This is a genomic window from Arthrobacter sp. MSA 4-2 (genome assembly GCF_016405885.1).
Lineage (GTDB): Bacteria > Actinomycetota > Actinomycetes > Actinomycetales > Micrococcaceae > Arthrobacter_D.
In genome coordinates this window covers 153,474-167,208 of record NZ_JAEKGC010000001.1, presented here as the reverse complement: position 1 = coordinate 167,208, position 13,735 = coordinate 153,474, and the positions used below count along the sequence as shown (strand labels likewise).

At 68.3% G+C, this 13,735-nt stretch carries 13 protein-coding genes; 11 read left to right on the top strand and 2 right to left on the bottom strand.

What is annotated here, in order from left to right; genetic code table 11:
* Window positions 1-78 precede the first annotated feature (78 nt).
* From I6N91_RS00665 to I6N91_RS00625, 9 genes are all read left to right on the top strand, one after another.
* Complete coding sequence (locus I6N91_RS00665) at window positions 79-1,149, top strand: ABC transporter ATP-binding protein (RefSeq protein WP_198809999.1); 1,071 nt, start codon at window positions 79-81, stop codon at window positions 1,147-1,149.
* Window positions 1,150-1,284: 135 nt separating this feature from the next.
* Complete coding sequence (locus I6N91_RS00660) at window positions 1,285-2,478, top strand: ABC transporter substrate-binding protein (protein WP_198809998.1); 1,194 nt, start codon at window positions 1,285-1,287, stop codon at window positions 2,476-2,478.
* A gap of 61 nt (window positions 2,479-2,539) precedes the next feature.
* The gene (locus I6N91_RS00655; protein WP_198809997.1) at window positions 2,540-3,451 is read left to right on the top strand and encodes an ABC transporter permease; all 912 of its coding nucleotides are present in this window, start codon (window positions 2,540-2,542) and stop codon (window positions 3,449-3,451) included.
* A 9-nt stretch (window positions 3,452-3,460) separates the two neighbouring features.
* Window positions 3,461-4,318, top strand: a complete 858-nt coding sequence (locus I6N91_RS00650; protein ID WP_198809996.1) for an ABC transporter permease — start codon at window positions 3,461-3,463, stop codon at window positions 4,316-4,318.
* A gap of 54 nt (window positions 4,319-4,372) precedes the next feature.
* Window positions 4,373-5,974: an amidohydrolase gene (locus I6N91_RS00645; protein WP_233091286.1), complete on the top strand. Its 1,602-nt coding sequence runs from the start codon at window positions 4,373-4,375 to the stop codon at window positions 5,972-5,974.
* A 2-nt stretch (window positions 5,975-5,976) separates the two neighbouring features.
* Window positions 5,977-7,575, top strand: a complete 1,599-nt coding sequence (locus tag I6N91_RS00640) for an alpha-amylase family glycosyl hydrolase (RefSeq protein ID WP_198809995.1) — start codon at window positions 5,977-5,979, stop codon at window positions 7,573-7,575.
* A 215-nt stretch (window positions 7,576-7,790) separates the two neighbouring features.
* On the top strand, window positions 7,791-8,522 hold the full coding sequence (locus I6N91_RS00635) for a DUF72 domain-containing protein (RefSeq protein WP_198809994.1): 732 nt from the start codon (window positions 7,791-7,793) through the stop codon (window positions 8,520-8,522).
* An 85-nt stretch (window positions 8,523-8,607) separates the two neighbouring features.
* A complete protein-coding gene (locus I6N91_RS00630) occupies window positions 8,608-9,060 on the top strand; it encodes a hypothetical protein (RefSeq protein WP_198809993.1) in 453 nt (150 codons plus the stop codon).
* Window positions 9,061-9,852 (top strand): alpha/beta fold hydrolase, encoded by a 792-nt coding sequence (locus I6N91_RS00625; protein ID WP_198809992.1) that lies wholly within the window; start codon window positions 9,061-9,063, stop codon window positions 9,850-9,852. It abuts the gene before it with no gap.
* A gap of 19 nt (window positions 9,853-9,871) precedes the next feature.
* Here I6N91_RS00625 and I6N91_RS00620 read toward each other — a convergent pair whose 3' ends face one another.
* Window positions 9,872-10,732 (bottom strand): MurR/RpiR family transcriptional regulator, encoded by an 861-nt coding sequence (locus I6N91_RS00620; RefSeq protein ID WP_198809991.1) that lies wholly within the window; start codon window positions 10,730-10,732, stop codon window positions 9,872-9,874.
* Between the two features lie 67 nt (window positions 10,733-10,799).
* Here I6N91_RS00620 and I6N91_RS00615 point away from each other — a divergent pair, with 67 nt between their 5' ends.
* On the top strand, window positions 10,800-11,981 hold the full coding sequence (locus I6N91_RS00615) for a dipeptide epimerase (protein WP_198809990.1): 1,182 nt from the start codon (window positions 10,800-10,802) through the stop codon (window positions 11,979-11,981).
* Here the strand turns inward: I6N91_RS00615 and I6N91_RS00610 are convergent.
* Window positions 11,947-12,363, bottom strand: a complete 417-nt coding sequence (locus tag I6N91_RS00610) for a helix-turn-helix domain-containing protein (RefSeq protein ID WP_233091285.1) — start codon at window positions 12,361-12,363, stop codon at window positions 11,947-11,949. The genes I6N91_RS00615 and I6N91_RS00610 overlap by 35 nt on opposite strands.
* Window positions 12,364-13,044: 681 nt before the next feature.
* Here I6N91_RS00610 and I6N91_RS00605 point away from each other — a divergent pair.
* Window positions 13,045-13,617: an NADPH-dependent FMN reductase gene (locus tag I6N91_RS00605; protein WP_198809989.1), complete on the top strand. Its 573-nt coding sequence runs from the start codon at window positions 13,045-13,047 to the stop codon at window positions 13,615-13,617.
* The last annotated feature ends 118 nt before the right edge of the window (window positions 13,618-13,735 follow it).

Here is a 13,735-nt window from a genome sequence, read left to right as displayed (position 1 = left end):
GCTTTAGCGCAGTTCGACGAGTGAGGCAGGTCACAGTGCCTCGATAGCTGCCCCCGCAGCGGAAAGGCACCGGCCCCGATGACCCAGACGGCCCTCAACCCAGGAGAGAAGACAGTGTCCTCCAACGTTCCGGCGATCTCCCTGCGCGGGCTCACCAAGGAGTTCGGCGAGACGACGGCGGTCGACGGGATCGACCTCGAGATCCGTCAGGGCGAGTTCTTCTCAATGCTCGGCCCCTCGGGATCGGGGAAGACGACGGTGCTGCGCCTCATCGCCGGCTTCGAGTCCCCCACCAGCGGCACGGTCGAGCTCGAAGGAACCGACGTCACGGCGCGCGCGCCCTTTGACCGGGACGTGAATACGGTCTTCCAGGACTACGCGCTCTTTCCCCACATGAGCCTCATCGACAATGTGGCGTACGGCCTGCGGGTGCGCGGGGTCCCGAAGCGGGAGCGCCGCGAGCGTGCCGCTGCGGCACTGGATCGCGTCCAGCTCGGCAGCTTCCTCGGCCGCAGGCCCTCGCAGCTCTCCGGCGGCCAGCGGCAGCGGGTCGCCCTCGCCCGGGCGCTCGTCGTCGAGCCGCGGGTCCTCCTGCTCGACGAGCCCCTCGGCGCCCTCGACCTCAAGCTGCGCCAGCAGATGCAGGTCGAACTCAAGGAGCTGCAGCGCTCCCTCGGCATCACCTTCATCTTCGTCACCCACGACCAGGAGGAGGCGCTCACGATGAGCGACCGGATCGGCGTCTTCAACGCCGGCCGCCTGGTGCAGGTGGGCACGGCGAAGGAGATTTACGATCGCCCGAACGGCGAATTCGTCGCCAACTTCGTCGGTACCTCGAACATCTTCCCCGCCGCCGTGGGGTCCAGCCTGTACGGGAAGGCCGAGGCATTCTCTGTGAGGCCCGAGCGCCTCCGGCTTGCCCACCCCGGCGGCGCCGGCCGTGACGGCAGCACGGCGATCCTGGGAATCGTCTCGGCGCTGGTGTACCTCGGGCATGCGACGCAGGTCCGGGTGGCCATCAGCGACGGCACCACCGTGGTGGTCCTCGTCCACCCGGCCGCCCTGGCCGAGGAGGACGTGACGCCGGGCAGGGAGGTCGCGGTCGAGTGGCGGACCTCAGACGTCGTCTGGCTCCCGCCCACCGGCTGACCGGGCTCCTTCTCCGCCCGCTCCCCGTTCCGCCACCGGCAGCGGGAACCAGCTTCAAGCACCGCCATCGGGCACCGACTCCCTACACCAACTTCCTACACCGACTTCCCGCATCATCGACCGAAAGGCAGAACCATGAGCACGTCCACCAAGCGGTACTGGCCGCTTTCCCTGGCAGCCGTCGCCGTCCTCGCGGCGACCTCCTGCGGCACCTCCGGCGGTGGCGACGCCGACGCAGAGGCACCCGCGAAGACCGCCCAAACGGAGATCGGCGAGGGCGAAGGCAAACTGTCCATCCTGGCGTGGCCCGGCTACGTCGAAGACGGCAGCAACGACCCCGAGGTCGACTGGGTCTCCGCCTTCGAGGAGGAGACCGGGTGCATGGTCGACTTCAAGCCCTTCGGCACCTCCGATGAGGCCGTCACCCTCATGCGCACCGGCCAGTACGACGTCGTCTCCGCCTCCGGGGATGCCTCACTCCGCCTGATCGCCGGCGGCGACGTCGATCCGGTGAACACCGACCTGCTGGAGAACTACGACGATGTCTACCCGTTCCTCAAGGACCAGCCGTGGAACACCGTCGACGACAAGAACTACGGCATGCCGCACGGCTGGGGAGCCAACGTGCTGATGTACCGCGCTGACCTCGTCGACCCCGCCCCCACCTCCTGGAAGGCCGTGTTCGAGGACGCCGAGAAGTACTCGGGCAAGGTCACCGCCTACGACTCCCCGATCTACATCGCCGACGCCGCCCTGTACCTGATGAAGCACAACCCTGAGCTTGGGATCGAAAACCCGTACGCCCTCGACAAGGACCAGCTGGCGGCCGCCGTCGACCTGCTGAAGGCCCAGCGGGAGCATGTCGGTGAGTACTGGTCCGACGTCGTGAAGGAGGTCCAGTCCTTCGCCAGCGGCGGAAGCGTCGTCGGCACCACCTGGCAGGTCGGGGCGAACATCGCCACGGCCGACGGCACCAAGGTCGAAACGATCCTTCCCGAAGAAGGAGCCACCGGATGGTCCGACACCTGGATGATCGGCTCGGAATCAAAGAACAAGAACTGCGGCTACATGTGGCTCGACTACATCGCAAGCCCGGAGGCCAACGCCCAGGTCGCGGAGTACTTCGGTGAGTCCCCCGCCAACCCCGCCGCGTGCGAGCTGACCAAGGACGCGAACCACTGCGAGACGTTCCACTCCGGCGATGAGGAATACGCCAACCAGATCTGGTACTGGACCACCCCTGTGGCCGACTGCATCGACGGACGCACCGACGTCGAATGCACCGACTACTCCGAGTGGACCAAGGCCTGGACAGAGATCAAGGGCTAAACCGGGATTCCAGGCCGGAGCGCCCCCGCATCAGCAGGACGAACGAAAAAGGTAAGCAAAGATGACACTTGAGACCAAACCGCGGCCCGCCCCGGCGCCGCCCCGGACGGGGAACCGGCGGGTATCGGCGGCGCTGCACCGCAGCCCCCGCCTGCGCCTGGCGGGCCTGCTCACCGCTCCGGCGGCATGGCTGATCCTGGTGTACATCGCGGCCCTGGCCGCCCTGCTGATCACGGCCCTCTGGACGGTGGACACCTTCACCGGGAAGGTGTCCACCACCTGGACCTTCGACAACATCCTCACGGTCACCACCGACCCCGTGTACCAGGCGATCACGCTGCGGACCCTCCGGATCGCCGTCGTCGTCACCCTGATCGACATGGTGATCGCCCTGCCCATCGCCTTCTTCATCGCCAAGGTGGCCGACAAACGGTGGGAGAAGCTGCTCATCGTGGCGGTGCTGATGCCCCTGTGGGCCAGCTACCTCGTCAAGGCTTACGCGTGGCGGAACGTCCTCGCCGAGGGCGGGCTGCTCGAGTGGCTCGGTGCCCCGGTAGGCGTGAACAGCCCCGGCTACAGCGAAACCGCGGTCGTCCTCACCCTCGCCTACATCTGGCTCCCCTACATGATCCTTCCCCTCCACGCCGGCTTCGAGCGGGTGCCCGACTCGCTGATCGAGGCCTCGGGCGATTTGGGCGCGAAGCCCCTGGCGACGCTGCGCCTGGTGATCCTGCCCATCCTCGTCCCCTCGATCATCGCCGGCACCATCTTCACGTTCTCCCTCTCCCTGGGGGACTACATCACCGCGCAGATCGTCGGGGGCACCACCCAGATGCTCGGCACCGTGGTGTACGCCAATGTCGGGGCTGCGAACAACCTGCCGCTGGCTGCCGCCGTGGCCTTCATCCCGATCGCCATTATCATGATCTATCTCTTCGTGGTCCGCCGTACCGGCGCCCTGAACAACCTGTAGGAGCGGGCCGTGAAGCTTTCGCGCAGTGCCAAGACCATCCTCGGGGTCATCACCGGGCTGATCCTGCTGTTCATCTACCTGCCGCTGCTGCTGGTGGTGGTGAACTCCTTCAACGCCGACCGCACCTTTGGCTGGCCCCCGCGCAGCTTCACCCTCGAGTGGTGGTCGCGGGCCGTCGCCTCCGAGGGGGTCCGAGACGCCCTGGCGACGTCGGTGCAGGTCGCCGTGATTTCCACGATAATCTCGCTCATCCTGGGCACGCTGCTGGCCCTAGCCCTGCAGCGGTACAGCTTCTTCGGGCGGGACGTGATCAACCTGCTGGTCATCCTGCCCATCGCACTGCCCGGCATCGTCACCGGCATCGCCCTGAACAACCTGTTCACCACCGTGCTCGGGGTTCCGCTGAACCTGTGGACGGTCATCGTCGCACACGCCACCTTCTGCATGGTGACGGTGTTCAACAACGCCATCGCGCGGCTGCGCCGCATCAACGGCAGCCTCGAGGAGGCCTCGGCGGACCTCGGGGCCGGCGTCTTCACCACCTTCGTCCTGGTGACCCTGCCGCAGCTGCGCTCGGCCCTGCTCGCCGGCGGGCTGCTGGCATTTGCCCTCAGCTTCGACGAAATCATCGTCACCACCTTCACCATCGGCGCCGGCCAGCAGACCCTTCCGGTCTGGATCCTCTCCAACCTGTTCCGCCCCAACCAGGCGCCCGTGGTCAACGTCGTCGCCGTCATCCTCATTGTCGTCTCCATCGTTCCCATCTGGCTGGCGCAGCGGCTCTCCAGCGATTCGGTGGCCGGAACCGGCGCGCCGGGCATCGGACGGGGGAAGATGAAGAAAGCCAAGGTTTCATCCGCCCCCTGACCCTGAGGTGATCCCATCCTCGACCTGCTGCTCGTCAACGCGGCCATCTCCCCAATGGCCGGGGCCTCCCCCACCGCTACCACCCTGGGCATCCTGCACGGACGCATCGTCGGGCTCGACGGGCAGGTCGAGGGCCTGGCCTCCCGCCGCACCCTGGACTGCCGCGGCGCGGTGGTCCTCCCGGGGTTCGGGGACGCGCACAACCATATGGCGTGGTTCGGGCAGTCCCTCTCCGAACTCGACCTCAGCGGCTGCACCACCGTCGAGGAGGTGTACGACGCCGTGGCGGCCTTCGCCTCGGGCCTCGACGCCGGGGATTGGGTCATTGGGTCCGGCTACGACAACACGGTCCTCGGCGCCCACCCGCACCGGGAACGGCTCGACACCGCGGCGCCGGGCCACCCGGTGTGGCTCAAGCACCGCTCCGGCCACGCGGCCACGGTGAACACCGAGGTGCTGGCCCGGGCCGGGGTGATGGACGGATCGGCCGGGACCCCGGTGGGCGGGGAGGTTGTCCGGGACGGAAACGGACCCACCGGCGTGCTGCAGGAACAGGCCCAGAAACTGGTGACCCAGCTCGTGATTCCCCACCCGGTGGAGGCCCTTGCGGACGCCATCACCGCCGCCAGTGAACGCTACGCCGCCGAGGGGCTGACCCACGTCACCGAGGCCGGCATCGGTGCGGGCTGGATCGGGCGCAGCCCCGTGGAGCTCGCCGCCTACACCCTTGCCCGCGAGCGCGGCGGGCTGAGGACCCGGGTGCAGCTCATGGCCAGCAGCGACGCGCTGCACCCGCTCACCTCCCACCGGCAGGACCACATCACCTTCGGGCTCGACCTCGGAGTGCACACCGGATTCGGCGACGACACGCTGCGGCTGGGGCCGATGAAGATCTTCATCGACGGTTCCCTCCTCGGGCGCACCGCCGCCGTCACCGAACCCTTCTGCGGGCAGGAGCACAACACCGGAAGCCTTCAGCTCTCCCTCGAGGAGCTCACCGCCCGCATCGTCGAGGCCCACTGCTCCGGCTGGACCGTGGCCGCCCATGCCATCGGCGACCGCGCTGTCGACGTCGCCCTCGACGCGTTCGAGGCCGCCCAAGCCGCCCATCCGCGCCCGGGAGTGCGCCACCGGATCGAACATGCGGGCATCGTCCGGGAGGACCAGCTGCCGCGCTTCGCTGCGCTCGGCGTCACCCCGGTTCCGCAGCTGCGCTTCCTCCACGAGATGGGACAGGTTCTGCTCGAGACGGTCGGCGGGGAGCGGGAGGCCCTGATGTACCGGCACCACTCCTTCCTTGAGGCCGGCGTGCGGGTGCCGGGCAGCTCCGACCGCCCGGTCGCCGCTGGGGCCCCGCTGCTGGGTATGCAGTCGATGGTCCAGCGCAGCACCGCAGCGGGCCGGGTGATGAGCCCCGCCGAGCGGGTCGACGCCGTCACGGCCCTGCGCGCCTACACCGTGGATGCGGCGTGGATCGCCGGCGACGAGGACATCCGTGGCACCCTCGAGCCGGGGAAGCTCGCCGACCTGGTCCTGCTCTCGGACCATCCTGCGGCCGTGCCCGCCACCGGGATCGGGCAGATCCAGGTGCTCGCCACCTTCGTCGGCGGCCGCTGCGTCCACGGGGAGGACTTCGTCGCCTCCCTGGACGTGTAGCCGTGCCGGAGGCGGCTCCGGCCGGTGAGCCGTGGTGGAAGACCGCCGTCATCTATGAGGTGTACCCGCGCTCCTTCGCGGACGGCAACGGCGACGGCGTGGGCGACCTCCCGGGCCTCCTGGCGAGACTGCCCTACCTCGCCTCGCTCGGGGTGGACGGCTTCTGGCTGACCCCGTTCCAGACCTCCCCACAGGTGGACCAGGGCTACGACGTGAGCAACTACTGCGGGGCGGACCCGCTGTTCGGGACTCTGGCCGACTTCGACGCGGTGCTCGACCGGTCCCACAGCCTGGGCCTGCGCATCCTGGTCGATGTCGTCCCCAACCACTGTTCGGTGGAGCACCCCCTCTTCCGGCAGGCCCTCGCGGCGGGTCCCGGCTCGAGAGAGCGCGAGCTGTTCCACTTCGCCGAGGGGCCCGCCGACGGCACTCCCCCGAACAACTGGCAGAGCGTCTTCGGCGGACGGGCCTGGACCCGCGCGGACCCGGAGTCGACGACCGACACGCAGTGGTACCTGCACCTGTTCTCCCCGGCCCAGCCGGACTGGAACTGGCGCAACCCGGCCGTGGGCGACTACTTCGATGAGGTGCTGCGGTTCTGGCTGGACAAGGGCGTGGACGGGCTGCGCATCGACGTGGCACACGCCCTGTTCAAGGCCGAGGGGCTTCCGGACTCCCCCACCGGCACCCCCGTGGTGGACGGGCTGCGCTCCAACCGGCAGGTCTCCGACCAGGAGGAGGTGCACGCCGTCTACCGGAGATGGCGCCAGCTCGCCGACTCCTACTCACCGCCGCGCGTGCTGGTGGGCGAGGTCAACCTCGATCCCCACCGCGCCGCCCGGTACACGCGGCCCGACGAACTACATCAGGCGTTCGCCTTCGCCTTCGTCCAGCTCGGCTGGGACCCGGCCGCCTGGGCCGCCGTGGGCACCGAACTGGAGGCCGCACGGAAGGCCCACGGCGCGGCGCCGACCTGGGCACTCGAGAACCACGACATCGTCCGCGCCGCCACCCGGTTCGGCGGCGGCGGGCGCGGCGCCGCACGGGCGCGGGCGGCCCTGCTGACCATCCTCGGGCTGCCCGGCGGAGCGTACCTCTACCAGGGCCAGGAACTCGGGCTCCCCGAGGCCGAGGTGCCGCCGGCGGCACGGCGCGACCCCATGGTGGCCCGCGGCGGAATCTCCCGCGACGGCGCCCGGGTCCCGCTGCCCTGGACCGCGGACGCGGCATCCGCCCACGGCTTCTCGATGACCGGTCCCGCGGCCGAACCATGGCTGCCGGTACCACCCGGATGGGGGCAATGGGCCATCGAGGCTCAACGGAACGACCCGGCGTCTCCACAGCAGCTGGTGGTCCGCGCCCTCGAGCTCCGCAGGCGGCTGCTGGCCGAGGGCGTGCTCGACGCCGGCGACGGCGCCTCCTGGCACGTCGGCGACGGCGGCCTGTTGATCTGCGAGCGCGGGCACGGCTTCTTGCTGGCCGTTGCCATGGGCGAAGCCCCCGTGCGGCTTCCCGCCGGGACGGTGCTGATCACCGCCGTTCCGCAGGCTGCCGAGGGCTGGCTTGAACCCGACAACGCGGCCTGGGTGCTCCGCGCCTGAGCCGGGCTGCGCCCGGCCCTGGAACCGCCGGTGCTGCCCTAGTCCTCGGCCGGCAGGGTTCCGGTCGGAATAGTCGACTCGTCCGGTGTCGGCCCGTCGGTCTCCCCGTCGGAGGTTGGGAGGGTCCCGGTGGGGATCGTCGACTCCTCCGGCGGCCGGCCACGGCCGTCCACTAGGATCGGACGGAAGTGTCATCCAACGGGCGGAGCCTAGCCTTGAGCGTTTCCATCGGCACCTCCGGGTGGAGCTACGACCACTGGAACGACGTGCTCTACCCCGCGGGCACGCCGACCGCCCGGCGGCTGCAGTACTACTACCAGCGGTTCAGCACCGTCGAGCTGAACGCCAGCTTCTACCGGTGGCCCCGCGACTCGACGTTCGCCGGTTGGCGGAATCGCCTTCCGTCCGGATTCCTCTTTTCGGTCAAGGCCCCGCGGGGACTCACCCACGCCAAGAAGCTGTACGCACCGGAGGTGTGGGTCGAGCGCATCATCCGGTGCTGGCACGAGCTGGGCGACAAGCGGGCCGTCCTCCTGGTCCAGCTCCCACCAGCGATGCAGCGCGACGACGCCCGGCTCGACTATTTCCTGGCGCTGCTGCCTGAGTGGATCCGGGTTGCGGTTGAGTTCCGGCATCCGAGCTGGGAGACGGAGGAGGTCTATTCGCTGCTCGAACGGCACGGCGCGGCCTACTGCGTGATGAGCGGCGCCAACCTGCCGTGCGTCCTGCGTGCCACCGCACCGTTCGTCTACCTGCGGTTGCACGGCCCCGATACCCATCATCTGTACGGCGGGTCCTACAGCGACGCGGATCTGCATTGGTGGGCGGACCGGATCCGTGAGTGGCAGGGTGCCGGGAAGGACGTGTTCGTTTACTTCAACAACGACGGCGGCGGCAACGCAGTGCGCAATGCCGACACGCTGCGGGCGATCCTGGGCGGGGGCTGATGGTGCGCCCCGGCCTTCGGCGCGAACCCGGCCCCGGGCAGAAATTGCTCCATGCCCCGCGCGGGTTCCGTTTAGGGTAAGCACCATGACCAACTCTGCTGAGAACGGACCCGACGCCAACCACCAGCGCCCGGAAGGAGTCGACGACGCCACCGTCGAGGCCCTGGGCAAACTCTCCGAGGCACTCGAGGTGGTGGAACACGCCCGGGGCTACCTGTACGGCTTCCACCGCCTCACGGGCAAGGCCGATCTGGCCTTGGGAGAGGCCGTCGAGCTGCTGCGTACCGCCGGCCACGCAGACCTCGCCGAGACACTCAACAAGGACCTCGTGGGCCGCAATGTGATCGAGGGGCGCTGGACATTCCAGATCGTCGAGGACTACGACGATTCCTACTACGCGGAGTTCAAGGCGCTCGAGAAGCTGGCCCGGGACAAGCTGGCTGACGGCAAGCGTCACCTCTTCGAGGCCGAGATGAAGGAAGACCGCCGCACGCAGGGCCGCGAGCACCACGAGGCCCTGCCGCCGGAAGCCTCCTAGGTGGGAGCCCCGACCCTCAACACCGAGCGCTCAGGCTCCGGCACGCCGCTGGTCCTGGTGCACGGCCTGGGCTCGAGCCTGCGCAACTGGGATCCCGTGGTGCCCGCCCTGGCCCGCCAGCGTGAGGTCGTGGCAGTCGACCTGCCCGGCTTCGGCACCAGCGCTCCGCTCACCGGCGAGGTGACCGTTGCGACCCTCACGGATGCACTGCAGGACTACCTCGTGGAGCAGCACCTGGCCGACGCCGACCTCGTCGGCAGCTCCATGGGCGCCCGGATGGTGGTCGAACTGGCTCGACGGGGACATCGCGGCACCGCCGTTGCGCTTAGCCCGGGCGGATTCTGGAACCATCGACAACGCGCAATATTCACGGCAAGCATCACAGCCTCCATCGCCCTCGTGCGGCGCATCCAGCCGGCGCTCCCCTTCCTGACACGGCACGCCGCCGGACGCACGGCCCTGCTGGCCCAGTTCTCGGCCCGGCCATGGCGGCTCGATCCGCAGCTCGTTCTCACGGAGCTGCGCGGCTTTGCCACCTCCCCCAGCCTCGACGACGCCCGCAGGGCGCTCTCCTACGGGCCCAATCAGTCAGGTGTCTCGTGCGGGACGCTCAAGGGCAGGCTCGCCTTCGGTTGGGGACGCCAAGACCGGGTAACTCTGCCCAGTGAAGCCGCCCTAGCCGTGGCCCTTTACCCCGGGGCCACCCTGGAGTGGTTCGAGAACTGCGGGCACTTTCCGCACTGGGACCAGCCAGAGCGGACCGTGGACTTCCTGCGCCGGGTCCTCCGGTGAGTAGGAGGCTTGGGTCGGGTCAGCGCTGCTTCCGGTTCGTGATCGCCGCCCGCGTCGTCTCCAGCGCATCGACCGTCGCGTCGTAACTGCTCTGCGCCACACCCACGAAGATGCAGTCAACCACGGCGAGCTGGGCAATCCGCGACGCCATCGCGCCGGAGCGGAAAGCGGTCTCACGGACCATCGTGAGCAGGCACAGGTCCGCGGCCTCGGCGAGCGGTGACCCTGCACCGTTGGTGATGCCGATGGTCGTTGCCCCTGCCTCCCGGGCCCGCTCAACGAACTCGAGGGTCTCGGCGGTCCTGCCGCTGTGGGAAAAAGCCACGGCGACGTCCCCGGCGCCCATCAGGGACGCACCCATCAGGGCGTCGTGGGGATCGTCGAAGGAGTGGACCATCCGGCGGATCCGGAACAGCTTGTGCTGGAGGTCGTCGGCCACCACCGCTCCGGCGCCGACTCCGTAGACCAGGATCTGGCGCGCCGTGCTGATGCTCTCGACGACGCTGCGCAGCTGGTCGATGTCCAGGTGGGACAGGGTCTCTTCAATGCCCAGGGTTTCCGCGAAGGCGATCTTGGCGACCGTGTCGGCGAGGGAGTCGTCGGGGCTGATGTCGGCGCCGAACCGTTTGGTGTCCCCGAACTGCGCGGTCTCGCGGCCGATCTCGGTGGCCATCGAAAGGCGCAGCTGGGCGTAGCCCGCGTAGCCAACAGCTCGGCAGAAGCGCACCACTGAAGGTTCGGAGGTGCTGCAGATGTGCGCCAGCTCCGAAATGGTGTGGCGCAGCACCGTCTCCGGATCGGCGAGGATTTCCTCAGCCACCCGACGCGCAGAGGGAGGAAGCGTGGGCAGCTGCGCCTGAATTGCCGATTGGATGCTCATCTGCCGCTTTCGGGAGCCGGTTGAAGGGAAAAGTCGGTCAGTTACAACCAACTAAAAGGTATCGTAAGTGACCTACATAGGGGAGGCTGCTGCAATGGGCGGAAATATGAACGACGGCGCACCGGCACTCCCCTCGGGCCGGGTTGGTGGCGGCTCCGGGCTCCTCCTCACCGCCCACGCCGTCACGGTCCCCCTCGTCCGGCCGTTTATCACCGCCGTGCGCCGCACGACGGTCCTCGAATCGGTGCTCGTTGAGGTGCGGGACGCCGAAGGGCGCTCGGGCTGGGGTGAGGCCCCGATCAGCGCGGTGACGGGCGCGACGACGGCCGGCGTCATCGCCTCGGTGCACGGCCCTCTGCAGGCCCTGCTGGAGTCCGACGACGGATCAGGTGATCTCTCCGCTGCGCTTTCCCGGATCGCCGGCTCGGACGAACGCAGCGCCGCCCGCATGGCCGTAGACTGCGCGCTGCACGACCTCGCGGCACGCCGCGCAGGGCTGCCGCTGTACCGCTACCTGGGCGGCCGGCACAACCGCATCCTCACCGACATGACGCTCTCCGTCGACGGACCCGCGGCCCTCGCCCGGGCCGCCGCCGTCCATCGGGCCGCCGGGTTCGACTGCGTGAAGGTTAAGCTCGATGCGCACGGCGATCCGGTGGCGAAGCTGCGGGCGGTGCGGAATGCCGTGGGCGTCGACGCCCGGGTGCGCATCGACGCCAATCAGGCGTTCACCGCGGATGAGGCCATCCGGTTCATTACGGCCCTTGAGGATGACGGAGTCGACCTTGAACTCGTCGAGCAGCCGGTTCCAGCGGGCGACTGGGACGGCCTCGCCCGGGTCACCTCCACCGTGCGGACCCCCATTCTCGCCGACGAATCCGTCTGGACTGTGAAGGACCTCCACCGGCTGATCGACGCGGGCGCGGCCGCGATGGTCAACATCAAGCTCGCCAAGACCGGCGGACTCACCCCAGCGATGGAGCTGGCCTCGACGGCGCAGGCCGCCGGCATCGGAGTGCTCGTGGGCTGCATGATGGAAAGCGGCGTCGGTATTGGCGCGGCCGCCGCCTTCGCGTCGGCCCTGGCCGCCAAGTCCGGGGCGGAGGTTCCGCAGGACCTCGTCGGCGGCCTGTGGCTTCGGGAGTCACCCGTCGACGGCGGCTCCCGCTACTCGGGCAGCACCATCGTCCTTGACGATGCGCCGGGCACCGGAATCACGCGGTTGCGGAAGCCACAGCCGCGGCGCTGACCGCAGCCGACGCCGACCGGTGCTCCTCTATTTCCGCCCGATGCTCCTGGGCCCACCCCACGAGCGGCATGGCTTGCCGGAGGAAGCCCGCACCCAGTGGGGTCAGCGCGTATTCAACTCGAGGGGGCATCTCCGGATACGAGGTGCGGGTCACCATTCCGTCTTTCTCGAGGGTTCGCAACGTCGCGGTCAGCACCCGGTGGGAAATGGGGGGAAGGGCTGCCTGCAGCGCGGTAAACCTCAGCGGCCCGCCGGCGAGCTGGTCGAGTGCGGCCATTGTCCACTTGTCGCCCAATCGACTGACGATCTCCCGCACGAAGGCGATCGTCTCTGCTTCCTTGTCGCAGATGACCTGTGCCTGCTCGACCGCAGCTAATTTCATGATTGCCGATTCTCCGGATCCTGTTTGACCTTCATTCGCCCCATGCTGGGTTCCGGGGCGGGCGGCCCGAGCGGGCCTCCTGCCACGGCAGCATGCGGGCGCTCGTCCCGCAATCCGCGCCGGGAACTCCGCCCGCGGGAACGCGCCCTCCAATTATGCCGGACCATCCTGTGTACGGGTTGGGAGCGCACCCAGGGTCGGCGCCTACGCCACCGGAGATCCACCCAGGAGAATCAATGGCTGAGCTGTCGGCGCAAATTCGAATGTCCGAAGGTCCAGCCGGTTTCTCGAACATTGGCGGGACAATAAACGAAAATTCCCTTTCGAAGCCGGAGACGGCGGAATCACCTCAGCGGACTAATACGCCGCAGAGGCGGTTGGGAATTCCTTTTAGCGCTGACCGGCCCGTCCGGTGTATGTCTGGCCACCCGAAGGTGCCGTCGGAAGGCCCGGGAGGCCCCGGCCCGCGCGTCGCAACGTGGTTCTCTCGAGGCTCTTGCCCCGCCACCCTGAAGGCGACCCGCTTAATTATTTCTTATTTTCAGGTGCGTAACGCACGTTAAAGTGCGTATCAGAACGCACTTTAAAGTGCGTGTCGAAAGCGGAAATATTACCGATTCAGGGCGGGTTGTAGATCTTGCTGAACAAGCACACGAACAACTGGTCCTGGAAGGGAACAATATGACTAAGATCGCAATCATCCTTGGAAGCACGCGCCCCGGGCGCAATGGCGAGGCTGTCGCCAACTGGGTCTTCGAGAAGGCTGCAACCCGCGACGGCGCCACCTACGAAATCGTCGATCTCCGGGACTACCCGCTGCCTCACTTCGACGAGCCGATGCCCCCGCTGATGGGCCAGTACTCGCAGGACCACACCAAGGAGTGGGCCGCGAAGATCGCTGAATTCGACGGTTACGTCTTCGTCACCCCCGAGTACAACCACTCGACCTCCGGTGTCCTGAAGAACGCCATCGACTTCCTGTCCGCCGAGTGGAACAACAAGGCCGCCGGCTTCGTCAGCTACGGCTCGGTCGGAGGCGTGCGCGCTGTCGAGCACCTTCGCCTCGTCGCTGCCGAACTGCAGATGGCAACGGTCCGGGACCAGGCTGCCCTGTCGCTGTTCACCGACTTCGAGAACTTCTCGACCCTGAAGCCTGGCGACTACCAGGTCCAGGCTCTCGAGAACATGTTCAACCAGCTCGAAGCATGGGCAAAGGCACTCGAGCCGCTGCGCGCCGCTGTCGCTGTTGCATAAGTAGTTCAGCAGTTCGGCCGAGAATCGGTAGAGCCTGAATTAACCCGTGATGGCCTCGGGCCGGGCCGGTAGCTTGACGTGCCTGGCCCACTACGCCAACCAGCCCGGGCTTGGCCTG